Raw genomic sequence first — 25,451 nt, forward strand, 5'->3', positions numbered from 1 at the left:
AGCGATATCATGGCGAACCGACGAACCATCAGACGGTACCGGCATCCGCTGCGCATCCTCAGGGCGATACGCCGGCGGGCCATGCATCTGTTGACGGCGTACATCTCGCCGTTGGGCTGGGCCGTGTTCTGCGTCGCCATCATCTGCCCGATCGTATTCGCGGTGTCCGGATGGCATGAATTCCTGGCATTCGGCATCGTCGCGCTGGCGATGCTGCTTGCCGCGGTCGTTCTGTCGTTGGGCAACGCCGGCTTCAATGCCTCGCTTTCGCTGTCCCGCGACCGTGTGACGGTCGGCGAGACGATCGCCGTCGCCATCGACATCGACAATCCCGGCGCCGCTCCGACCACGAGCGCGCGAGGGGACCTGCCCATCGGCGAGACGCATGAGCGTTTCCCGATTCCGATGCTCGCCGCCCACCAGTCGAAACGCACCGATGTCGAATTCACCACGGTGGCGCGCGCCGTGCTGCCGGTGGGCCCGCTGACCATCCGCAAAGGAGACCCATTCGGGCTGGTTCGCCATGAAAAACGGCTTTCCGAACGCATCGACGTGTTCATCCATCCGCGAACAGTGCGTCTTGATACGTTGAATGCGGGTGTGCCACGCGATCTGGAAGGCCAGCCCAGCGGCGAAATCGTCGACGATGATTTGGACTTCCACGGCCTTCGTGAATATGAGCCCGGAGATGACGTGCGCAACGTGCATTGGCTTACTTCCGCGAAAACAGGCTCGCTGATGATCCGTCAATATGAGGCGACCCGGCGGACCGACACTTCCGTCGCCATCGATGTGAATCCGGACGATTATCTTTCGGCCGAGGAATTCGAATTGGCCGTTTCGATGCATGCCTCCATCGGCGTGCAATGCCTGATCCAGAACCGCCCTTTGTTCGCGCATGCCGGCTCGGCGCATCTGACGCCGCATTCCACGATGGAATTCCTGGATGCCTGCAGTGCGATCATGCCCGATATCGACGATGATCCGAATCTGGCCCACGGCACGTCGGTCCATTCGCCGGATGCCTCCTTCCGGTTCTTCACCGTCGGTTCGCTGAAAAGCCTGGAACAGATCAAGCGCATGGCGATGGCTTTGCCGGAATCCTCCACGCGCCTGGTGCTTCAGACCGATATGAGAGCCGATCGTGCGATTCGCCGTTTCGCTGATTTCACGTTGGCCACGGTCGGATCCCTTGACGATCTGCCGATGATCATGGGGGTGCTTGCATGAACGGCAACGATACGCATGGCGTTTCCTGCGATTTGGGCGACAAGCCGATCGCGGACGGCGGCTTCACCGGATCGTTCACCGGTACGGGCTCACTGACCGGCGACTCACTGACCGGCACAGGGTCATGGGCCGATTCCACGCATTCGGTGATCTGGATGACGCGCGACGGCACACGTCCCGAACGGTTCGCGTTCGACCGCAAGCCGTGGGAGCGTTGGATCGGCGGCCTTATCGTCATCGCCGTCCTCACGCTGCTTGCCGCATCGAATCTGTTCGACGTCTACGGTTCGACGCCTGGCTGGTGCGTCACCGCGCTTGCGGCCACGCTTCTGGGCGTTCTCATCGCGCTGGCGGGCCGCCTGCCTTCGCTGCGCCTGTGGTGGCAGCTGGTGTTTCTGGCGTCGGCGCAGTTCATCATCGGCCCGGTGATCGCGTTGCAGGACACGACGATGCTGCATGTCGTTCCCACGCCGGATACGCTGTCGCAGGGCTGGCAGTCGACGTTCGGATCGTTCAAATATCTGATTTCCATCGTGCCTCCGATCGGCACCGATGACGGCTCCCTGATGGCTCTGTGGACGATCGGGCTGTGGACCGCGTTCCTGGCCGGCATATTCGCAGTGGCCGACGACGCCAAGCTTTCGCCGGTCAGCATCATTCCCGAATTCGCGGCGATGGCCGTCTGCGCGCTGCTGGGCACCAGTACCGGATGGCATCGGATGATCGCAGGCACGTTCGCCGCCGTCATCGCCATCGTCTGGCTGTCTTGGCGCTGGCAGCTGATCGAGCTCAGACGGTGGATCAGTTCGACGCTTATCGTCGTCCTCGCCGTTGCCCTCGCCTTCGGCGGATGTCTGTTCATCGGGCAGAGCCGCACCACGCTGCGCAACCGATACGAGCCGCCGTTAAGCCCCTACGATTACGCCAGCCCGCTCAGCGGCATGCGTTCCTATCTGAAAGACCATAAGGACGACGTCGTGCTCACCGTCACGGGACTGCCCGCAGGCACGCCGGTGCGTCTTGCCGTCATGGACCGTTTCGACGGCAATGTGTGGAATCTTTCCGATTCCGCCGACGCCGACGATTCGTCAAACTACCGTAAGGTCGGCACGACGATCGGCAATTCGGCGCAAGGCGAGGAATTCACGGCGACCTTCACCGTGGGCGAAGGATTGACGGACGCATGGCTGCCTTTGGCCGGCGCCGCCACGTCGGTGTCATTCATCGAAGGTTTGTCCGGATCGTACTATTACAACACCGACACCGATTCGGCGATCTACCCGGCCGGCGCTTCGCGAGGATTGTCATATACCGAAACCGGCATCGTGCCGGATGCGCCCACCGATAAGGAGATCGGTGAAGCGCAGGCCGCCAGCATAATCCAGCCCACGGCGCAGGATGTTCCCGATTCGGTCAGCAAGCTGGCCACGGCCATTGCCGGAGGACAATCCAACGGAGGGCAGGCCGCTTTGGCCCTGGCCGAACGGCTGAAGGATTCCGGCTGGTTCTCGCATGGCCTGACCGGCGATTATCCGTCGTTGGCGGGGCACGGCAACTATCGCATCGACAATCTGCTCGCAGGCACCGCCATGGTGGGCGACAGCGAACAGTACGCGTCGGCGATGGCGTTGATGGCGCGCGAGCTTGGTCTTCCCAGCCGCGTCGTACTCGGATTCGTTCCCAAGAACGAAGACGGTGAGATCAGCGAGGAGCGCACCGAAGGCGAAGGCGACTCCGCCCATATCGAATTCACCGGCAACGACATCGAAGCCTGGGTGGAGATCAAGCTCGACGACTACGGATGGGTGTCGTTCCATCCGACGCCGAAGGAGACGAAAACACCCGACGACAATCAGAATCTCACCCCTCCAAACCCGCAGACCCTGGTACGCCAGCCTCCGGTGCCGTTGGAGGATCCGCTGCGTGACGAAACGCAGGCCACAGGCCAATCGTCGCTTTCCGGAGCGGATGCGGATGAGACCTCAACGAATCCGTTCTGGCGGCATGCGGCGCGCATCGCCCGCCAAGTGGCGATCTACGGCAGCCCGCTATGGCTGGTGCTGCTGATCTGCGGCACGATTCCGCTGATCAAGGCGATTCAGCTGGCATATCTGCGGCGTCACGGCGACGCGCGCACCCGCATCGCCGCCGGATGGCGAGCGGTCACATTACTGGCGGGCCAAAGCGGCGTCGACGCCTGCGAGCGCGGCACTCGCCGCGACCAGGCCCGTGCGATCGCGCGACAGCTTGATCTGGATGAGGCTTCGCTGATCGAGCTGGTGCGGCAGAGCGACTATGCCGCCTTCTCCGGCCAGCCCGTTGACGCACGGCAGGCGCAGCGATATTGGAAGGCGGTGGAGCGGGTTCGCGCCGCCATGATGTCGTCGCTGACCAGAACGCGCAGATGGCGTACCAGACTGAATCTGCACGGAGTGTTCCATCGGCAAGGCAGGGGGCTGCCGTCAAAGGCTCCCCGGACCGGCTCGAGGCCCCGGCCACCATTCGCATCGGCGACCGGTTCTTCGACTTCGAAGAGATGCGATCCTCGTACCGCCATGCCGGGGCGAGGCCGCCGACGCCCCGCAAAGGCGTAAATCCCCGTGCCGTTATGCCGCGATAGCAGCCGCCAAAGGCTGTGAATGGCGAACGGTACGGGGATTTACGTCTTTGCGAGGACGGACCCGCTACGTGCGGGCCCGTCCTATCGGGTCCTGCCGGAAGGCCTGTTCGAAAGCCCTCACAGAGCGATGTTGTAGTCGCGGACCTTCAGGATGCGATGCGTGGATTCGACGTTGCCGCGGATGATGCGGATCAGCGCGTTATCGGCATCGGTGTGGCCGGACAGCCAGGCGTCGCCGTATTCCGCCAGCTTGGCCGGGTCGGCATACACCGGATACAGGCCTTCAAGCAGGGCTTCGGCCATGTGGAAGGTCTTGTTCTTCCAGATCCAGTCGGCCACGTCGAAGTATTCCTTCGCATAAGCCTCGGCCAGCGTGCTGTTCGGAGTGGAGGCGAAGCCGAGAGCCACCGCTTCGAGCTGCATGTTGGTCAGCTCGTCGTTGTGCAGCGCCTGATCCCAGGCCCAGGCCTTCGCTTCGACGGTGGCGCGCATGGCGCGGGCGCCCATGGCGAATTCGCGGTTTTCGGTGGTGTCGCGCTTGGCCAGTTCGGCGTCGATCGCGGCTTCGTCCATGACGTTGACTGCGGCCAGAGCCTTGATGACGGTCCACTTGAAGTTGTTGTCGACTTCGAGACCGGACAGCACGACGGAACCGTCCAGCAGGCCCTTCGCATTGGCCGCGAACGCCTCGTCGCCTTCCACGCCGTAATCCAGATATGCGCACACCAGCTGGAACTGTTCGTCGGAGCCGGCTTCGGCGGCCTGTGCCAGCTTCCACAGTTCGGCGGCCACATGCTCGACGATCGCGTCGCGGTTCGCCGGATCGGTGTAGTGGCGGGCGGTGGTCTTGATCTGCGACAGCGCGTAGCGGAACGTGGTGGACTCGTGTTCGGTGGACAGGGCGGCCAGCGAGGTTTCGATGAAACGTTCGGCTGGCAGTTCGCCGTCACGGGTCATGTCCCAGAAGGCGAGCCAGATCACGGAGCGGGCCAGGGCGTCGTCGAAGCGATACAGGTTTTCGGCGGCGAAGGCCAGGCTCTTGTCGTCGAAGCGCAGCTTCGTGTAGGTCAGGTCGTCGTCGTTGACCAGGATCAGGGCCGGACGCGGCTTGCCGGCGGCGGCTTCGACCACGGTGGCTTCACCGTCGACGTCGAGCTCGATCTGGTCGGTGCGCACGATCCTGCCGGTTTCCGGATCCTCGTTGTAGAAGCCGACGGCCAGACGATGGGCGCGCAGCACCGGATGCTCGGCGGAAGCGGACTGCTTCAGGACCAGCGACGCGATGGTGCCGTCTTCGTTTTCCGTGACTTCGGTGGCGATCGTGTTGATGCCGGACTGTTCCAGCCACTGGGCGCTCCAGGCCTTCAGGTCGCGGCCGGAGGTGGCTTCCAGTTCGCTCAGCAGGTCGGCCAGGGTGGCGTTGGCATAGGCGTGCTTGTTCAGATAGTTGTGGATGCCTTCGAAGAACTTGTCGCGGCCCACATAGGCGACCAGCTGCTTCAGCACGGAAGCGCCCTTCGCGTAGGTGATGCCGTCGAAGTTCACGTAGGTGTCGTTCAGATCGTTGATCGGGGCGACGATCGGATGCGTGGTGCTCAGCTGGTCCTGATTCAGCGCCCAGCTCTTCTCGCCGGAGCTGAAGGTGGCCCAGGCGTCCTTCCATTCGGTGGCTTCCGCTGTGGCGAGCGTGGAGGTGAACTCGGCGAAGGATTCGTTGAGCCACAGGTCGTTCCACCACTTCATCGTCACATAGTCGCCGAACCACATGTGGGCCAGCTCGTGCAGCACGGTGACGACGCGGCGTTCGGCCAGGGCGTCGGTGACCTTCGAGTCGAACACGTACTGGTCGCGGATGGTGACCATGCCGATGTTCTCCATGGCGCCGGCGTTGTATTCCGGCACATAGATCTGGTCGTACTTGGCGTACGGGTACGGCACGCCCCAGGTCTTGGCGTAGAAGGCGAAGCCGGCCTTGGTGATGTCGAACAGGTAGTCGACGTCCTTCGCGAAGGCTTCGGCCAGCGACTGGCGGCAGTACTGGGCCATCGTAACGGTGCGGCCGTCTTCGTTGGCGTATTCGGTATGCCATTCGGCGTACGGGCCCGCGCAGATCGCAGTCAGATAGGAGCTCATCACCGGCGTGGTTTCGAACACCCACTGCTTGGTGGTTTCGGCTGCGTGATCGCCCATCGTGCCTTCGGCGGTGACGGTGTCGCGCTCTTCAACGGAAGCGGCCGGCATGTTGGACGTGACGATCCACGACTTCGCCGCCAGCACGGAGAAATCGAAGGTGGCCTTCAGATCGGGCTGATCGAACACGGCATAGACGCGGCGGGCGTCCGGCACTTCGAACTGGGAGTACATGTAGATGTTGCCGTCGGACGGGTCGACGCTGCGATGCAGGCCTTCACCCGTGTTGGAATAACGGCACAGGGCCTTGACGGTGACTTCGTTGTGCTCCTTGAGGCCGGCCAGCTCGATGCGATTGTCGACGTACACCGCGGCGGGGTCGAGGGATTCGCCGTTCAGCGTCACTTCGGAGATTTCGTCGGCGATGATATCAAGGAAGGTCGCGGCGCCCGGCGTGGCGTTGAAGGTGATCGTCGCTTCGGAACCGAAGTTCTTCGCTCCGACGGTCAGGTCGAGCGCGACCTTGTAGCTGATCGGGCCGGAAACGACGCCTGCTCGTTCCTGCGCCTCGATGCGGGTGAGATTTGCTCCTGGCATGTCTCTCCTTTTCTTGACAATGTGAGACGGCGCGAACGGTTGTGCCGTTCTACGCCGTCTCTTTATTTACTAAATCCATTGCGATGTCAACGCTGCGCCGTCGGCGTCGCGCCGTCATCGCCGGGAGGGCCTCAGCGACCCAGTCCCATCGATTCGTCCACATCCTGGGCGATGTCGGCCACGACGGGCACGATCATCGGCTTGCGATGCAGCTGTCGGGCGACCCAGCTGCCCAGCGTGCGACGCATGATCTGCTGCAGCTTATACGTGTCGCGGGTGCCGGTCATCATCGCGTCCTGCAGCTGTTCGACGATCTGATGGCGGACCTTGTCGAATTCGCTTTCGTCCTCCGCGACCGCGTTGAGGAAGATCTTCGGGCCGGACACCACGCTGGAGGTTCGCGTATCGACCACGACGAAGCTGGATACGAAGCCTTCAGTGCCGAGAATACGGCGCTTCTCCAGCTCCTCTTCGGTCAGTTCGCCGACGGAATCGCCGTCGACATAGACGTAGCCGCACTGCACCTGGCCGACGATGGCGGCACGGCCGTGATACAGGTCGATGACGTCGCCGTCTTCGGCCAGCACGACGTTCTGCGGATCGACGCCGGTCTTCACCGCGACCAGGCCGTTGGCGACCAGATGACGGTTTTCGCCGTGGATCGGCATCGCGCACTTCGGCTTGACGATGTTGTACAGATACAGCAGTTCGCCCTCGTTGCAGTGGCCGGACACGTGGACGGCGGCGTTCTCCTTGTTGATGACGCGCGCGCCCATCTGCACAAGCTTGTTGATGACCCTGTACACGCCGTGCTCGTTGCCGGGGATCAGCGAGCTGGCCAGGATCACGGTATCGAATTCGTTGATGGTGATATCGCGATGATTGCCATCGGCGATGCGGCCGAGGGCGGCCATCGGCTCGCCCTGCGAGCCGGTGCACATGTAGACCAGCTTGTCGTCCTGCACGTCGGCGGCCTGCTTCAGGTCGATGACCGTGCCTTCCGGAATATGCAGGAAGCCCAGGTCGGCGGCGATGGACATGTTGCGCACCATCGAACGGCCGACGAACACGACCTTGCGGCCGTACTTGTGGGCGGCGTCGACGACCTGCTGCACACGGTGGACGTGGCTGGAGAAGCTGGCGACGATGATCTTGCGGGTCGCTTCGGAGAACACACGGTCGAGCACCGGGCCGATCGTCGTTTCCGGCTTGACGAAGCCGGGGACCTCGGCATTGGTGGAATCGGCCATCAGCAGGTCGACGCCCTGCTCTCCGAGCTTGCCGAATTCGACCAGATCGGTGATGCGATGGTCCAACGGCAGCTGGTCAAGCTTGATGTCGCCGGTGTCGATCAGGCTGCCGGCCGGGGTCTTGACGAATACCGCCATCGCGTCCGGAATGGAATGGGTGACGTTGACGAATTCCAGATTGAACGGGCCGACCTTGAGCTTGTCGCGGCCGTGCACTTCCACAAGCGTCGGATTGATGCGATGCTCCTTGCACTTCGCTTCGGCGAAGGCCAGCGTCAGCTTGGAACCGATCAGCGGGATGTCCGGACGGAGCTTCAGCAGATACGGCACGCCGCCGATATGGTCTTCGTGACCGTGCGTCAGCACCAAGGCTTCGACCTGGTCAAGACGATCCTTGATGTAGTGGAAGTCGGGAAGGATCAGATCGACGCCCGGCTGCTCCTCTTCGGGGAACAGCACGCCGCAGTCGATGAGCAGAATATGGCCGTTGTATTCGACCACGTTCATGTTGCGGCCGATTTCACCGAGGCCGCCCAGCGGCACGATGCGCATCGAACCCTTACGGTACTTCGGCGGCGCGATCAGGCCGTCCGTGCCCTGCTGGACGGGTTCGGCCTTGCGCGGCGTCGCTTTGCGACGGGTCGCGGAACGTGTCGCATTGGTGCGCTTGCCGTTCTGGCCGGAGCGCTTGCGGGTGTTCGTTTTCTTGGTTTCTTGTTCTGTTGCCATTTCCTAGTTGGATTTCTTGTTATCGGTATCCGCGCCTCTGCGCGGACGAGGTATATGTAAAGAGCCGGTCCGGCCGATAACGGCATCAGACCGGCCGATCAGTCGACTGCGTTCTTCAGGCGAGCAGACCGGATTCGCGCATGCCCTTGGCCGCACGGTCGAATTCCACCGGACCGGGGCCGACGTTCGGCAGACGCATCGTGGTATCCGTCAGAACTCCACGGACCTTCAGCGAGGCCTTCGCCATGACGGCCTGGAAGCCGTTGCCGTTCAACGCTTCGACCAGCGGGGCCAGCCGTACGGCAAAGCGCTGCGCCTCATGGATGTCGCCACGGTCGAACGCATCGGCCAGATCGCGCATCGGGCCTGCGGCGGCATGGGCGATCACCGAGATGATGCCGACGGCACCGACGGAGAGGAACGGAAGGAACAGGCCGTCATCGCCGGAATACCAGGTCAGTCCGGTCTCCATACGCTTGCGCACCGCGCCCGCGATGTCGCCGGTGGCGTCCTTGACGGCCTTGACGTGGCTGAGTTCGGCAAGACGACGATAGGTCTCCAATTGAATGTGAACGCCGGTTCGTCCCGGAACGTCGTAGACGATGATCGGCTTGTCCGTCGATTCGTTGACCGCACGGTAATGACGGAAAACGCCTTCCTGGGACGGGCGGGAATAATACGGGGCGACCACCAGCACCGCATCCGCGCCGGCCCCCTGGGTCTGTTCGACCATGCGCACCGTATGGGCGGTGTCGTTGGAGCCGGCACCGGAGATGACCGGGACGTCCACGACTTCGCGCACGGCCCTGACCAGATCCACCTTTTCGTCCATATGCGTGGTCGGCGATTCGCCTGTGGTGCCATTGACCACCAGACCATCGGCGCCATCGGCCACAAGCTGCCTGGCCAGCTTCTGGGCGGCATCAAAATCAATGGACCCGTCCGCCTTCATCGGGGTCACCATTGCAGGAAGAATACGCCCGAACGGAGCCGGGTCAAGAAGATGCATTGTACCGTCGCTCATAGTGCCAACGGTACTTCGCGGCCGGGACTCCCCATCGATTCGCCGCAAATGGTTTCGGTGGACCTGCATGCCGCCATGCCCGTCCACCGAAAACCACGTTGGTCGAATCATATTCGACCAACGGCCGCTCACAGATCGAGGAACTTGTCCAATCCGACCGTCAGACCGGCGTATTCGCCGGAAGCGACCTTGCGTACGGCCAGCAGCACGCCTGGCATGAAGGAGATGCGGTCGAAGCTGTCCGCGCGGATCACCAGCTGTTCGCCGTCGTTGCCCAGCAGCACCTCTTCATGGGCGTTCAGGCCGCGCAGACGCACCGCATGCACATGCACGCCGTCGACGCTCTGCCCGCGGGATCCGCCATCGGTTTCGGTGGCGTCCGGCATGACGCCCAGGCCCGCGGCCTTGCGCGCCCGGGCGATGCCTTGCGCGGTGTGGATGGCGGTGCCGGAAGGAGCGTCCACCTTGTTCGGATGATGCATTTCGATGACTTCGGCGGATTCGAAGTACGGAGCCGCGACTTTTGCGAAATGATCGGCCAACACCGCGGAAATGGCGAAATTCGGCGCGATGAACACGGCCTGGTTCTCACGCGGGGCCTTCGCCAATGCGGCACGCACCCGGTCGAGTTTTTCGTCGGTCCAGCCGGTCGTGCCGACGACGACGTCAACGCCCTGCGCGACCAACGCCAGCACGTTGTCCAAAGCGACGGAGGGAACGGTGAACTCCACCGCGACATCAGTATTATCCGGCGTGATGCCGTCCAGATCGTCGCCGGCGTCCAACGACAACGCCATTTCGGCGTCGTCGGACGCATTCACGGCGTCCACTACATGCGAGCCCATACGGCCCTTGGCTCCGACCACGGAAACCCTGATCATTGTCACTCCTTTGCCGACCGCGCACCGGTTGAACGTCGATTGCGCAGCAACCGCACCATCAACCGTGCACTCGTCCGATAACTATCCAATAACTATTCGTCCCGGCCCACGTTACACGCGATTGCCGCGATGGGAGAGCATCCATCCCAACAATGCGATCGGCAGCGAACATCCCACGAACACCCAAGGCATCATCAGACCGGTTTGGGCAGAGGCATGATCCAATACCACGCCCGTCGTCAGCGAGCCGAACGAAGCGCCCATCGTGCCGGCCGTCGAAAGCCATGACAGGCCCTCCGTCAACGATTCCTTCGGCACGCTTTCCTTCACGATCAGATTGCCGGATGCGAATACCGGGGACACCGTCAGACCGGTGAAGATTTCAGCGATGCCCATCGCGATCAGACTGCCTGTCAACAGGTGGACGACGAAGAATCCCAACGTCATCAGGGCAAGGAAGGTCACCATATGACGCCATCTGGAGCCTGGCAATTCATGCGAGCCGAAGATCAGCGCGCCGATGCAGGAGCCGAGCGCGATCATCGCCAACTGCACGCCCAGCAGCTGTTCGATCCCCAGGCCTTTCATCACCGCCGTCATCGACACATCGAACGCGGTGAAGCTCATGTTGAACACGATGAACACCAGCATCAGCGGCAGGATGCCGGCATACGACAGCACGCCGCGGCCGCCCGTCCGGCCATCGCGCCCCCGCAGACGATTCAGGCTGAACCTATCCGCCGCCGCGCTTGCAGCGGCGCCCGCAACGGCGTTCGCGGCACGCACGTCGCCGTCATCGGGCGAAGCGGCATGCACTTCAATCGCACGCATCGCAGGCGGCTGCGTATCGCGCAGGGCGAAGAACACCGTGCCGCCGATCGCGCAGGCCATCGTCGGTACGAACAGCTGAGACACCGGATGCACCGACGTCGCCAGGAACGCGGCGAGAATGGGGCCGAAGATGAACACGATCTCATCGATCGCCGATTCGAACGCATACGCCGTGTTCAGCAGGGAAGCCGTCGACTCCCCCTGCAATACATACGCCCATCTGGTCCTGACCAGCGCGCCGAACGAGAACTGCGTCAGGCCCATCGCGATCGCCAGCACGAACAGCAGCGGAATCGGTACCTTCATCAATGCGGCGAACGCGAATGCCAGCATCGCCAGCACCTGCACGGCGAGCACCAGTTTGCCTACGCGACGCTGGCCGAACCGGTCGAACAGCTTCGCGTAGAACGGTGTGACGGCCGCGGTCGCCAGCACGTATGCGGCACTCATCGTACCCGCGATCGTCCAGTTGTCGTACATATGGTTCAACGCCAGCACGATGCCCAGGCTCATCATCGACATCGGCAGACGCGCCAGCGCGCCCGAAACGCTGAAGGCTTTCGCGCCGGGAATGCGGAACAGGCGTGCGTATGGGGAACCCTCATGCGAGGTCGTCGTCTTCTTCGCCCCGCTCATGCGCGCACGACCTCCCCACGGTAGATGAACATGTGCAGGGCGAACCCGCGGTCCTCCGCAGGCACATCATCGGCGTCGACCTGCAGTCGCTGCGCGATGCGTTCCATGCCCTGATGGTCGTAGAAGCTCACATCGCAGTCCGAATCGGTGTGCAGATAGAAGCGGTCCACCCCCTGGGAGGCGAAATACCCGTGCAGTTGATTCCACAGACCACGTCCCACGCCGTGGCCGCGCACGTCGGGATTCACCACGAACAATTCCAATTCGCCCTGCGTGGTTTCGTTGGCCGCGCTCTCCCGTTCCAGTTCCAGTTCGATGCCGAACGCGCGGTTGACCGCATGCAGCCTGCGGGACGCCGCTTCGTCGCCTTCCAGCTCCTGCACGGTCCGCCGCAACGCCTCCGAAGCCTGCGGCAGGCACGCCGGACGCCCGGCGACTCTGGCGAACGTGACGCCGGCCAGCACGTCGTCCGCGGTCATCGCGACATTGGCGAACGTCGTGTTCTCCAGATAGTGCAGCACAAAATACCGTGACACCAATACGGCATAACGACCGCCGGCGATCGCGCCCTCCTGCGGCCATGTGCGGTCGAACAGCTCGGTGACTGCATCCACGTCCTCCCAGCGAAGGGGACGATACGTCAAGGCATGCATAGGGGCATGCACGGTTTCGGTCATCTACATCAGCTCCTTGATGTTTCTGGTGTATCCGGCACGTGCGCCCGCCCACACAATGCGCCAAGGGTCGCGGTTCCCTCCGTCAACGATGACCGCGGTGCGTTCCTCCCACGGTGGACGAGCATGGGCCGCGCCATTTTCCGCGCAGCCCGTACGGAATCGTCAGTCGTTGTCGGATTGTTCCGGGATACCGGAGCTCAACTCGGCAAGGATCTCCTGTTCTGTTTTGTTCTCGGCCTTCACTTCACGCAAAGCCTCATTGTCTTCACTCAGATAGTAGAGCGCGGCATCGATGCTGTCCAGCGGCACACCCTCCATCTTCGCCAATAACAGCCGATACATGTCCAGCTGCACCAGCTTGTGTGCGATGTCGTCGGCCTTGCGCGGGCGTTTTCCCGTTTTCCAGTCGATGACGGTGTATGTCTTCGCGGCGTCCGCGGGATCGAGCCCTCCCCGGAACACCGCATCCAGCTTGCCCGTGACCACATGCAGTCCCGGCAGGTAGGCGACGATCTGCCGTTCCGCCCATGCCGGATCGCGACGGGACCACGGGGAGTCCGCCAAACGACGGCACCATTGCACGATGGCCCGCTCGGATTGCGGCAGCTCCTTGCCGGGCTCCCCGTCATTCCGCCGTTCGATCGAACCGGCCGGATCGGCGTACGAGTCCAGTTCGGCCAGCAGATCGGCACGGGATTCGAAGCTCTCGCCGTACCCGACGGCGTCCTGTGCGCCGTCCAAAGCCCGCCCGCCCATAATGAAGCGGGCCGCCCATGCGTGCAATCGCGTACCGGCCTGGGCCTGCACGGAGGAGACACGCGGCACCGGACGCACCAGACTCTGCCAGTATTCGCGCTCCCGCCGTTCATCAAGATTTCCGGCACGGGCCTGCAATGCGGTGACGCTTTGCACACGACCGCTTGCGATCCGCGTGCCGACGTCTCTTAGCAATGCGATGTCCGCATGTTCGTTCAGATCCCCTACGCCCATGCGTCCGGACCTGTCGTTGAGCACGCGTATCGCATGCGCGGTCAGGCCTTCCGGATGCCGCTGCGCGAATTCGCCGTCATCCTCCGCGCCAAGGGGCGCCTCATCCATCAAGGCGACGCTTCCGGCCAACGCCCGCCGGATATTCGCCTTCATTGCGCGGGGCCACAGCAGATTGTCGCCGTCTTTCGCCTCCTGCCTTGCGGCGTCGCCGTACAACGGGCCGGGTTGAAGCGCGTTGTCGATGACCGCCTCATGATATTCGCCCGCGGCGTCGCCGATGAAACATGCGATGGGCTGCGCTTTGGCCGTGGCCTCGTCGGGAGCATCCTCCAATGTCTGCGACGGATCCTCTTCCACGTCGACGATGGCGTCAGGACGTCTGCGGAACACATCCCACACTTCAGTGAAGAACACGGATGCCTCGTCGACGATCGGCTTTGGTTTCGGCTGGTCCTTCCGCTGCCCGCAGGCCGCGAATGTGAGCAGCGCATCATGCTTCGCACGAGTCAGCGCCACGTAGGCCAGACGGCGTTCGTCGGCATGCAGGCGACGGCCGTACTCCTCCTTCTGCGTCAGGAAATCGGCGTTTCCATGATCGATGCCGGCTTTGGCGTCGAAGCCTCGGATCTCGCCGTTGCATTCGTCTTCCAGCATGGCGCAGTCCATGCCGTCGAAGGCGCGCAGCGGATCCTGCGCGAGGGACGCGTCATGCGGGAATCGCGGCAGTATGGAGGCGTCGGCGCGGACCGGCACCGGCACCGCACAGGCGTCCTCCAGCCAGGTGCGCGCTTTTTCCGCATATTCCGGCGGCGTCCACACACCATACGGGGCGTCCTGCATCGGGGCGCTCATCTCCCCGCTCCCCTGAGCCGTCACGGTGAGGTTATCGCCTTGATTGCTGGGGAACGAGCCTTTCTTCATACCGACCACGGCGACGGCGTCCCATTCCAGGCCTTTGGCCTGATGCACGGTCATCAGCACGACGTCGGCATGGTTCTGCGCGCCTGCGGCGGGCTCCGCGGGACTCTGCTTCATAGCGTCCATCCAGGCGATGAATCCGCGCAATGTGCCGATTCGTCCCGGAGGCAATTCCGACGTGTACGAATCGGACAGTTCTTCGATCGACGTCAATGCCGCGCGCACGGACCCCACGGTCCCGTTCGACGTGCCCTCAGCGGCCTGTGCGATATGATGCGCGACGACCATGTCGATATCCAAATCCAGCGCTTCTATGCAGGCATGCACCGCGTCACGCACCGGCGCGTTCGCATGCGTCCGCACACGGGACAGCATTCGCGCGCACAAGGCGATGGCCCGCCGGCCATCCGCGCTGAACCGCGTTTCCCGTTCCAGCAACGTCTCGATATCGTCATCGAACATCAGGTCCAACAGAAACACGCCGGTATTGGTCCGGTCACGATGCTCGCGCACCGCTTTCGACAATTCGTCGCCGGAAAGCCCGTCCTGGACAAGACCCGCCTGGACAAGGGCATGGTATTGCCGTTCCTCGTTCATGCGTTCCGACATCCGCGCCAGCACGCGCAGGTCATGCGGCTGCACCGCATAGCGGGGAGAGGCCAGGAGGCGCATCAACGAAGCGGAATCCGTGTGGTCGGCGATCACATGCATGACCGCGAACAGATCGACGATTTCCGGCAGGTCGAACAACGCCGAATATCCGACGATCTGGCAGGTCAGGCCCGCCTCTTCGCAGGCGTCACGGTATGCGCCCATATTCGTTTTGGAACGGAACAGCACCGCCACATGCGGCGCCGTACGGTCGACGCCGTCCGCGTCCTTCCCGCCGTACCGTTTGACCGCCTGCTGCACGAACCGTACGACGCCGTCGACCTCCTGCTCGGCCCAACGGTATCCGGCCAGCATCAGCGTGCCCCGGTCGGCGGTGTCCAATGGGCGCAGCGGTTTGACGCCGACCTCACGCTGCAGAGCGTTGCTGCGACGCTTCGGCTGGGTGCGCAGCGGAATCGTCAGATCGTTGGCCGCTTCCAGCACGATGGAGGGATTGCGTCTGGTCTGCGTCAGCGAGCGCGGATCCTCGCTGATATGGAAGGCGTTTTGGAATTGTTTGAATGCGCCGGGGCTGGCTCCGCGCCATGCGTAGATGGATTGGAAGGGGTCTCCCACCGCGTTCACCGCCGAGGATGCGCCTTGGTCGGGGTGGAACAGCGCTGCGATCAGCGAGGCCTGCGTGGTTGAGGTGTCCTGGTATTCGTCGAGGAACACGTGGGTGAAGCGGCGTCGGTATTGGGCGCCGATCGAGGGGAACCGGGTGACCAGTTGGAATGCCGCGACGGTGAAGTCGGAGAATTCGGCCATGTTGGCGTCGCGTTTCGCCTGCTGGTAGCGCTGGGCGACCTGCAGCAGCACGTTGCGCCGGTATGCGACGTCGCGAAGATGGCGGGCGTAGGCGACGCGGCGTATATCGCGGTTGCGGTTCATTTCGGCCAGCTTGTTTCCGTAAGTTTCGTCGGTGTCTTTTTTGTACCGCCGAGGTATCGAACAGGCGGTGTCGGTCGGCAGCTTGTCGGGCAACGTGATGCCGTCGGTCAGCGCGTCGATGTGGGCGATGAATGCGTCGTCCCATGCGCGCACCCGCGCCGCGGCCGTTGCGAAGTCCGGGCATTGCCCGCTGATCATGGCGGCGTTGCATGCGTCGGTGAGGGCCAGGGTGTCGTTGACCAGCGTGGGGAACTCGGCGTCCGTACCCAGTTGCGAAACAATGTCGTTCATGCAGGTGCCGATGGTGTCGGCGGCCAGTTGGCGGGCGCCCGCATCCGTCAACGGCTGCGTGGACTGGTCCATGCCGACCAGCAGGCCGTATTGGCGCACGATCGACTGGAAGAAGGCGTCATAGGTGTATACGGATGGCTTGAGGAACGCCGCGTCCGGATCCGTCGCCATGCGATGCGACGAAACCGCGGCCGTCACTTTCGCCGCAAGCTGGGCGGCGGCTTTTTTGGTGAAGGTCAGGCCGAGGATCCGCTGCGCCGGCACGCCGTGTTCGATCAGTTCAACGATGCGCCGGGTCATCGTATAGGTTTTGCCCGATCCCGCGCCCGCCACGACAAGCACGTCGTCGTCGGCGCCGGCGTTGATGACGGCCGCCTGCTCGGCGGTGTCGGTGGGGCGTGGCTGCGTGGAATGCGATGCTGTTGCGCTCATCGTGCCGCCTCCATGATGGTAATGCTGTTGTCCGGCCATGCCGGGCAGATTCGTTTGAACTGGCAGTATTCGCATGCGTTGCCGTCTCGTTTGGCGCGCTGCGATATCGACCGTCTTGCGCCGGCGGCGAATACCACGCGCGCCAGCATGGTCAGCGCCCACATGGCGGGCTCATGCTGCAGATGCAGGATGCGCCCCCATAGATCCTCTTCGATGCCGTCCGGCGCGTCCTGCGGCAGAATCGGGAAATCGCATAGGACGCTCATCTTGTCGGCATGCGATCGCGACAGATACACATTGTTCAGCTTCCCGCCGTCGAACAGCGCGGGCTGGAACGCGCCCTCGGCACCGTGGAATTCCGCCGGATACGCTTTTGCGCATACGTCGTACAGCACGGCCTGGCTGACTTGCGGCGCCGAGGAGAATCCGCGGTCGCGCTCCGCGTCGGAATGCAGCGCCTTATCGCCGAACTGCTGCGCGATCTGATAGCACACCAACTGCAGGTCGCTGAATATGCCTTTGCTTGAATGCGCTTTCCCGCCTGTTTTGTAATCCAGCAGGCGCGTCATGATCCGGCCGTCCTGCATACGGCGATGCTCCAATCTGTCGATGCGCCCGGAAAGCGCGATCGTCATCTTCGGATCCGCCCCTTGCGGCATGCCGCCGACCAACGCCGTCATCAGACCGAACAGCGTATCCGTGTCCATCGCACAGTCGGGGAAGGTGTTGTTCCACAGATATCGAATGTCATCGCAGGTGAAACGCGAGGAAAACGCCACTTCGCACTGCGCGTCGACCCATGATCCGACAGGGATCCCTTTCGATTTGGATTGCGCATAGCCGGGCAGCGTCGAATCGACGAAATACTGGGCGATGTGTCGCGCGACGGTCGTGACGCGCGCCGTAACCTGCCGTTGCAGGTAGGCCGCATCGGCATCGCGAGGCTCATGTTCGGCGCCCGCCTTCTTCTGATACAGATCCAGCATGCGGTCGGCTATCGATTCGACCCTCTGCATACGGCCTTCGGCGTCTTCCGCGAATACGCCGACGCCGTATTCGTCATGGCCCGGATCGTCCAAGCCTTCCACAGAAGCCGCTTCGGCCATCGCATGGACCCACGTACCGAAAGAGGCGCGTATGGAGCCCTTCTGCGGTCCGCCGTACCGGTTTTCCAACGTCCATCGCAACGGGCACTGCCAAATGCGGTCGATCTGCGAGGGGGAAAGGAAGACGGTCAATGATTGCCCGCCATCATCCGCGACATCGATCGCGGCGTCGTCGCAGGCATCGTTTTCGGCGATATTCTCGGTATCGTTTTCGGCATCGTTTTCGGCATCATCGGCGGCGTTGCTTTCAACATCGTTGGCGACCTTGTCGATGCCGACGGCGTCACCTGCAATATTCCGCGAAGAAGACGGCCCGCAGAACGTCCAATTCCGCGGATCGGCGGCTTCACAGCCATCCTGCCGCAACAGGCGCAGCGCGCGTACCGCGTCCTCGATATTTCGGGATTGCGCCTGGGACTGCATTTGCGACTGCGCGTCATCATCTGACGTCGCACAGGACGAGGCCAAAACGGAACGGGCCACCGACACCAGGCCGCGCCGTCCAACGTTCAATCCGTCGTATTCGCCGTCGCCGACCGGCGTGTATCGCACATCCGTCAGCTCTTCCGTACGCGGCGCCATCTCCGGAATCAGACCGTACAGCAGGTCGGACGGCGACATGTCGTCGTTGTGCACGGCGCTTAACGTCACCTGCTCGCCGGCGCGCGTCAACGCCACCAGGAAGCTTTTCTTCTCCGCATACAGCGTCCGCTTCATTCTGGCGTCGGCGTCCATGCCCGACTCGCCGCCGATCCGGCCGTACATCGCCAGATCGGCCAGATCCTCGGCGCCGAACAGCGTGTCGCGCTCCTTGAGATTCGGCCACACGCCCTCCTGCAATGAGGGCAGCCACACCAGAGGCCATGTCTGCCCCGCCACTCCGGCAGGCGTGGCCACCGTCACCGCATGCTCCACCGGCCCGACATGCGCCAACGAATCCGCTTCGACCTGCATGCCCTGCACCTGAACGACCAGCGCACCGATGCCTCCGGCAAAAGTCTGCGCGAACTGGAACAGGCGCATCAACGCATCAAGCCGGTCATTGGCGGCCTCGCCATCCGGCCCGACCGACAGCGCCGCCTGCTGCCAGTCATGTTCCAGACCGCAGGCCTGCCAGGCCTCCCACAACACGTATTGCGCCGTGTTGCGTTCATCCTGCCATGTCGACGCGGCTTGCATACGGCCGATGCCTGCGGCCGTATCGTCGATCACGCGAACGCAACGCTCCAAAGCGTCCAGATCGTTGCTTGTGCCACTGCCGACGGCGATGGCGCGCATCTCATCAAGCACGAGCCGCTGATCGGCGTCGTCGGCGAAGGCCAGCAACGCCCACACCGACAGGTCGTCGAACGTCGACCAGTCGCGTTGCGGCGCCGTAACGAGGGAATCGTCGACGACGATGCCACCGGAAGCGCCATCGGCCGTCTCTCCGCCACGGGACCGCAGCGTGTCGGACAGGCGATGCCAGGCGTCGACGATCGCCTGCAATCCGTCCGGCGGAACGGTGTCCGGTGCGGAATCCGACTGCGGATCCGTTTGTGGATCCGTTTGTGGATCCGACTGTGTGTCCGTTTGCACAGCCGGCGTCATGGCATACAGGTCCGTCAGCGAAGTCAGCGTATCGACGATCGAGTCGAGACGCTGCGTGTGGACCGGCCGAGTGGCGCCGGAACGCGTGGTCACGTCCATCAGCGGACTCGCCAGCAGTCTGCGCATCGTGGAGGCGGCCCAAAGCAACGGATCGTCCATGGCCCGCAAATCCTGCATCCCGATGCCGCTTCCTACGTCATGCCTTCTGTCGGCAAGCTGCGCCAATGCGAACAGCCCCTGTACGGCCGGCTCGTCCTTCAACGGGCGGCTCACCGATGTGAAACGCACAGGAACGTCCGCGTCGCGCAATGCGCGGCCGACGGCCTGCACCGTCGCATTGTCGTGCGCGATGACCGCCATGTCGTTGAAATCGCGTTCGTCGATCAGATGCGATTTTTTGATCTGCCATACGACATCGTTGATTTCGTCATCCGGCGACTGCATGATGCGTACATGCACCGTCGAATCGGCCAATCGCGGATCCGCCCGATCCAGCGAAAGCACGGGGAACGCGCCGGGATACTGCGGCATTTTGCCGGGACGGTCGGGAACGGCGGCCATCGAGTCCTGATTGCTGAGGATGCCCAGCGATACGCGGGCGGCCAGTGTGTCCAGCATGGCGGGAGCGTCCGTGTCGCCCGCATGCGGGGTCAGCAAGGCGGGCGGCAACATCAGGCGTTTCGCATGGAAACGGCCCAAGGACGCAGGAATCAGGGTGTCGGGCTCGTGTTCCGTATCCGCATCCGATGCTGCGGACGCGGATATGCGCACGTCCAGGAATTCGGGATACGAACCGCGGAACACCTGAACGGCCTCATCGTTGTTGCCGACCAATATCAGACGGCATCCTCGATCATGCAGCTCCTGCACCATCGCGACGGCGGCCAACGTCGTGTCCTGCCAGTCGTCGATCACCAGCATGCTCGGCACCATGCCGGCCAGAGCCCGCCCGGTTTCGGAGCATAGCGCCTCACGGGCCTCCACGAACAGGCGCGCATTGTCCAATCGGTATTCATTCGGGTATGCCTCGCCGATACGCGCGGCATATTCGCGCCATAGCGCGAAGGCGAGCCGCCATTGCGCCTCCAGACGTTCCCGCACAACCTGTTCCACGGATTGTTTCACAAGCAATTCCATGACCTGCGGCTCATCGGCGTCGGTCAGCCCCAGTTCATTCATGCGCGAGAGCATGTCACGCAGCTGGGCGATGAATGCGTCATTGATGTGATTGGCGAACGTCGTCGCACTGTCCGAAGCGCCCTCACCGGACGGGACTTCGGCAACGGCATTCATGCCCGTGAGCACATTCGCCCATAAACGCTCACGCATGAAATATCGTTGCAGCAGACGGCACGTATCGCATAGATCGCCGGCGACGGCATGCTCGACGTGAGAGGAAAGCACATCACGCAGCAGCGCATCCTGCTCCGCGCCGTTGAGCAGTTTCGCCGGTTGCGCCCCCTCATGCCCACGGATGGCCGCGATGATGCGAAACGCGACGGCGCTTAATGTGGTGACGGGACGGGCCTGCGACATCACCGACATCTCCCGGACCACCCTTCGATTCAGCCGGTCGGCGATCACGCGATTGGACACCGTCATCACAGTGGAGTTCTGGCCGAATTCGCGCATCCCCTGAAGCATCGACTGCAATGCGAATTCGGTTTTGCCGGCACGCGGGGCGCCGGCGACCGCCAGCACCCGCGTCGGGTCGCCCGTCGAGGTGCGCAAGGTCCCGTCGATCAACGCCTGTACATCATCTTCGAACATATGTTCAGTTTAATGCATGCGTTGCATCTGAACGAGGCCGTGCATGCGCCCGCATATGGTACGGCCCGGATCTGCGGCATGTCGCGCAGGTCCGGGCCGTTACGGTTCAGCGAATCAGATCACGGATTACAGTTCTTCGCCGAGGTCCATCTGACCGCCGCTGTCATCCAGGAAATCGTCCGGGTTGAAGTCGTCGCCGAGCTTCAGGTCACCGAAGTCGATGCTGGAGAAGTCCACGTCGCTCAGGTCGGCGTCGGAGAAGTCCGTGCTCACGTCGCCACCCAGACCGAAGTTCGGGTAGATCGTGTCGCGGATCGCCTTGTCCGGCTCCACAACGGCGTTGCGGTAGCGGGCCAGACCGGTACCTGCCGGGATGAGCTTACCGATGATGACGTTCTCCTTGAGGCCCTTAAGGTCGTCGACCTTCTGGCTCAGGGCGGCTTCGGTGAGCACGCGGGTGGTCTCCTGGAAGGAGGCTGCGGACAGCCAGGAGTCGGTGGCCAGCGAAGCCTTGGTGATGCCCATCAGCTCCGGACGGCCTGCGGCCGGCTTGCCGCCGTTCTTCACGGCTTCCATGTTGGCTTCCTTGAAGCGGGCCTGATCGACGAGCTCGCCCGGCAGCAGCTTGGTGTCGCCGGAGTCGATCACGGTGATACGACGCAGCATCTGGTGCACGATGACCTCGATGTGCTTGTCGTGGATGTCGACGCCCTGGGAGCGGTACACGGTGTGCACTTCCTCCACGATGTTCACCTGTGCGGCACGCGGGCCGAGGATGCGAAGGATCTTCTTCGGATCGACGGAGCCTTCGATCAGCTGGGTGCCGGCCTTGACATGATCGCCATCCTTGACCAGCATCGGAGCGCGGCGGGTCACCGGATAGGTGATCGGCTCGACGCTCTCGTCGTCCGGCTTCAGCGTGACCTGACGGCCGCGCTCGGTGTCTTCGACCTTCACCACGCCCGGGAATTCGGCGATCGGCGCCTCGCCCTTCGGGGTACGGGCTTCGAAAAGCTCGGTCACACGCGGAAGACCCTGCGTGATATCGGAAGCCGAAGCGACGCCGCCGGAGTGGAAGGAACGCAGCGTCAGCTGGGTACCCGGTTCGCCGATGGACTGTGCCGCGACGATGCCGACGGCTTCGCCGACGTCCACCAGCTTGTTGGTGGCCAGCGACCAGCCGTAGCACTTGGCGCACACGCCGCGCTTGGATTCGCAGGTCAGCACGGAACGGGCCTTGACTTCCTCGACGCCGTGGGCGACGAGGTCGTTCAGCACATCCATGCTCAGCGCATCGCCGGCCTTGTACAGCACGGTGGCGCCGTCGGCCGGGTCGATCACGTCGGAGGCGAGCAGACGGGAGTACGGGCCGCCGTCGGCTGCCTTGACCAGCACGAGGTTGCCGTTGTCGTCGCGTTCGCCGACCTTCATGGTCAGACCGCGCTTGGTGCCGCAGTCCTCTTCGCGCACGATGACGTCCTGGGAGACGTCGACCAGACGACGGGTCAGGTAACCGGATTCCGCAGTACGCAGTGCGGTATCGGCCAGACCCTTACGTGCGCCATGCTGGGAGATGAAGTATTCCAGCACGGTCAGGCCGTCACGGTAGTTGGACTTGACCGGTCGGGGGATGATCTCGCCCTTCGGGTTGGCCACGAGGCCTCGCATGCCGGCGATCTGGCGGATCTGCATCCAGTTGCCTCGCGCACCGGACTGGACCATGATGTTCACGTTGTTGTCGTCATGGAAGTTGTCACGCATGGCGTCTGCGACCTTGTCGGTGCATTCGGTCCACAGGTTGATCAGTTCCTGACGGCGCTCCTCGTCGGTCAACAGACCCATGTCGTACTGGGAGTTGACCTTCTCGGCCTGAGACTCGTAATCCTTGACGATATCGTCACGATCCTGCGGAGCGACGATGTCGGAGAACGACATCGTGACGCCGGACCACGGCGCGCGGGTGAAGCCCAGATCCTTCAGCGCGTCCAGAGTGGCCGCGACCTGCTGGGTCGAGTAACGCGTCGCGATGTCGTCGACGATCTTCGACAGCTTGCCCTTCGGAGCCTGTTCGTTGACGAACGGGTAGTCGACCGGCAGCGTGCTGTTGAACAGGATACGGCCGTAGGAGGTGGCGAACAGGACGGAGCCGTCCGCGAAACGCTCTTCCTTGACCACGTCCGGGCTGCCCGGTTCGGGGTCGACGACCTTGACTTCGCCCGGCTCCCAGTTCTTCGGCAGCACGAAGTCTTCGGGCAGACGGATCAGCACCTTGGACTGCATGTCGATCTCGTGGCGGTCGAGAGCCATTTCGGCCTCTTCCAGCGAGGAGAACACACGGCCCTGGCCCTTGGCGCCCTCCACCACGGTGGACAGCCAGTACAGGCCCAGGATCATATCCTGGCTCGGCATGGTGACGGTATGGCCGTCGGCCGGCTTCAGGATATTGTCGGACGCCATCATCAGCGTACGGGCCTCAGCCTGCGCTTCGGCACTCAGCGGCAGATGCACTGCCATCTGGTCGCCGTCGAAGTCGGCGTTGAAGGCGGCGCAGGCGAGCGGCGGCAGGTGGATGGCCTTGCCTTCGACCAGGATCGGTTCGAAGGCCTGGATGCCCAGACGGTGCAGCGTAGGCGCACGGTTGAGCAGCACCGGATGTTCGGCGATGACCTCTTCGAGCACGCCCCACACTTCGGAGTCGCCGCGGTCGACCAGACGCTTGGCGCTCTTCATGTTCTGCGCGAGGTTCAGATCGACCAGACGCTTGATGACGAACGGCTTGAACAGTTCCAAAGCCATCGGCTTCGGCAGGCCGCACTGGTGCATGCGCAGGGACGGGCCGACGACGATGACGGAACGGCCGGAGTAGTCCACGCGCTTACCCAGCAGGTTCTGACGGAAACGGCCCTGCTTGCCCTTGAGCATGTCGGAAAGCGACTTGAGCGGACGGTTGGAGGCGCCGGTGACCGGGCGTCCACGACGGCCGTTGTCGAACAGGGAGTCGACGGCTTCCTGCAGCATGCGCTTTTCGTTGTTCAGCATGATCTCCGGAGCGCCGAGCTCGATCAGTCGCTTGAGTCGGTTGTTGCGGTTGATCACGCGACGATACAGGTCGTTCAGATCGGAGGTGGCGAAACGGCCGCCGTCGAGCTGGACCATCGGGCGCAGGTCCGGCGGGATGACCGGGATCACGTCGAGCACCATGGCTTCCGGCTTATTGCCGGTGGTCAGGAATGCGTTGACGACCTTGAGTCGCTTCAGAGCACGTGCCTTGCGCTGTCCGGAACCGGTGTCGATCTCTTCGCGGAGCTGTTCGGAGGCGGCTTCCAGATCGAAGTCCTGCAGGCGCTTCTTGATCGCTTCGGCGCCCATGCAGCCTTCGAAGTAATCGCCGTAGCGGTCCTCCATTTCACGCCACAGGTCGACGTCGCCTTCCATGTCGCCCGGCTTCAGGGACTTGAAGCGGTCGAACACCGCGCTCAGTCGCTGGATCTGCTCGTCATAGCGCTGGCGGATGGCCGCCATATCGCGCTCGGCGCCGTTGCGCAGCTTGGCGCGTGCGGAGCCCTTGGCCTCGCCTTCGGCTTCGAGCTGGGCCAGGTCGGATTCGACCTTCTTGGCGCGTTCCTCGATGTCGATGTTGCGGCGCTTCTCCAGGTTCGCGATCTCGTTGTCGAATTCCTCCTGCAGGTCCGGCAGATCCTGATGGCGCTGCTCCTCATCCACCTTCGTCACCATGTAGGCGGCGAAATAGATGACCTTTTCCAGATCCTTCGGAGCGATGTCGAGCAGGTAGCCCAAGCGGCTCGGAACACCCTTGAAGAACCAGATGTGGGTGACCGGCGCGGCCAGCTCGATGTGGCCCATGCGCTCACGGCGCACGCGGCTCTTGGTGACTTCCACGCCGCATCGTTCGCACACGATGCCCTTGAAGCGGACGCGCTTGTACTTACCGCAGGCGCACTCCCAGTCGCGGGTCGGGCCGAAGATCTGTTCGCCGAACAGACCGTCCTTTTCCGGCTTGAGGGTACGGTAGTTGATTGTTTCGGGCTTCTTGACCTCGCCGTGGCTCCAGTTACGGATGTCGTCGGCGGTGGCCAGGCCAATCCTCAGTTTGTCAAATGCGTTGACGTCCAGCACTCTAATGTCCTGTCTTTATCTGTTGGTTGCTCACGTTTCGGGGACCGTACGGAGGCGGCATCCGGCGGGC

General features: G+C 63.1%; 11 protein-coding genes. 2 read left to right on the forward strand and 9 right to left on the reverse strand.

The genetic code is table 11. The features are described 5' to 3' along the window. Positions 1-6: 6 nt before the first annotated feature. Entirely contained in the window at positions 7-1,230 is a 1,224-nt protein-coding gene (locus AC1AX7_RS06965; RefSeq protein WP_476509432.1) for a DUF58 domain-containing protein, read from the forward strand. Continuing rightward, a complete protein-coding gene (locus AC1AX7_RS06970) occupies positions 1,227-3,824 on the forward strand; it encodes a transglutaminase TgpA family protein (protein WP_476509364.1) in 2,598 nt (865 codons plus the stop codon). Before AC1AX7_RS06965 ends, AC1AX7_RS06970 begins: the two co-directional genes overlap by 4 nt. Positions 3,825-3,967: 143 nt before the next feature. On the opposite strand, the gene pepN is transcribed toward AC1AX7_RS06970, so the two are convergent. The 9 genes from pepN to AC1AX7_RS07015 form a co-directional block, all read right to left on the reverse strand. Beyond that, positions 3,968-6,577, reverse strand: a complete 2,610-nt coding sequence (gene pepN, locus AC1AX7_RS06975) for an aminopeptidase N (RefSeq protein WP_476509365.1) — start codon at positions 6,575-6,577, stop codon at positions 3,968-3,970. Positions 6,578-6,708: 131 nt separating this feature from the next. Beyond that, the gene (locus tag AC1AX7_RS06980; protein ID WP_476509366.1) at positions 6,709-8,556 is read right to left on the reverse strand and encodes a ribonuclease J; all 1,848 of its coding nucleotides are present in this window, start codon (positions 8,554-8,556) and stop codon (positions 6,709-6,711) included. Positions 8,557-8,671: 115 nt separating this feature from the next. Continuing rightward, the gene (gene dapA, locus AC1AX7_RS06985) at positions 8,672-9,580 is read right to left on the reverse strand and encodes a 4-hydroxy-tetrahydrodipicolinate synthase (protein WP_476509367.1); all 909 of its coding nucleotides are present in this window, start codon (positions 9,578-9,580) and stop codon (positions 8,672-8,674) included. A 128-nt stretch (positions 9,581-9,708) separates the two neighbouring features. Next, positions 9,709-10,461 (reverse strand): 4-hydroxy-tetrahydrodipicolinate reductase, encoded by a 753-nt coding sequence (dapB, locus tag AC1AX7_RS06990; protein ID WP_476509368.1) that lies wholly within the window; start codon positions 10,459-10,461, stop codon positions 9,709-9,711. Positions 10,462-10,572: 111 nt separating this feature from the next. Continuing rightward, positions 10,573-11,928 carry an MFS transporter gene (locus AC1AX7_RS06995; protein ID WP_476509369.1) on the reverse strand — a complete coding sequence of 452 codons (1,356 nt, stop codon included), beginning with the start codon at positions 11,926-11,928 and terminating at the stop codon, positions 10,573-10,575. Next, positions 11,925-12,605: a GNAT family N-acetyltransferase gene (locus AC1AX7_RS07000; RefSeq protein ID WP_476509370.1), complete on the reverse strand. Its 681-nt coding sequence runs from the start codon at positions 12,603-12,605 to the stop codon at positions 11,925-11,927. Before AC1AX7_RS07000 ends, AC1AX7_RS06995 begins: the two co-directional genes overlap by 4 nt. Positions 12,606-12,767: 162 nt before the next feature. Then, positions 12,768-16,778 carry an ATP-dependent DNA helicase gene (locus AC1AX7_RS07005; RefSeq protein WP_476509371.1) on the reverse strand — a complete coding sequence of 1,337 codons (4,011 nt, stop codon included), beginning with the start codon at positions 16,776-16,778 and terminating at the stop codon, positions 12,768-12,770. Then, the gene (locus AC1AX7_RS07010; protein ID WP_476509372.1) at positions 16,775-21,244 is read right to left on the reverse strand and encodes a PD-(D/E)XK nuclease family protein; all 4,470 of its coding nucleotides are present in this window, start codon (positions 21,242-21,244) and stop codon (positions 16,775-16,777) included. The genes AC1AX7_RS07005 and AC1AX7_RS07010 overlap by 4 nt, the downstream gene beginning before the upstream one ends. 126 nt (positions 21,245-21,370) lie before the next feature. Next, positions 21,371-25,381, reverse strand: a complete 4,011-nt coding sequence (locus AC1AX7_RS07015; protein ID WP_476509373.1) for a DNA-directed RNA polymerase subunit beta' — start codon at positions 25,379-25,381, stop codon at positions 21,371-21,373. Positions 25,382-25,451 lie beyond the last annotated feature (70 nt).

Source organism: Bifidobacterium sp. LH_449 (assembly GCF_056356755.1).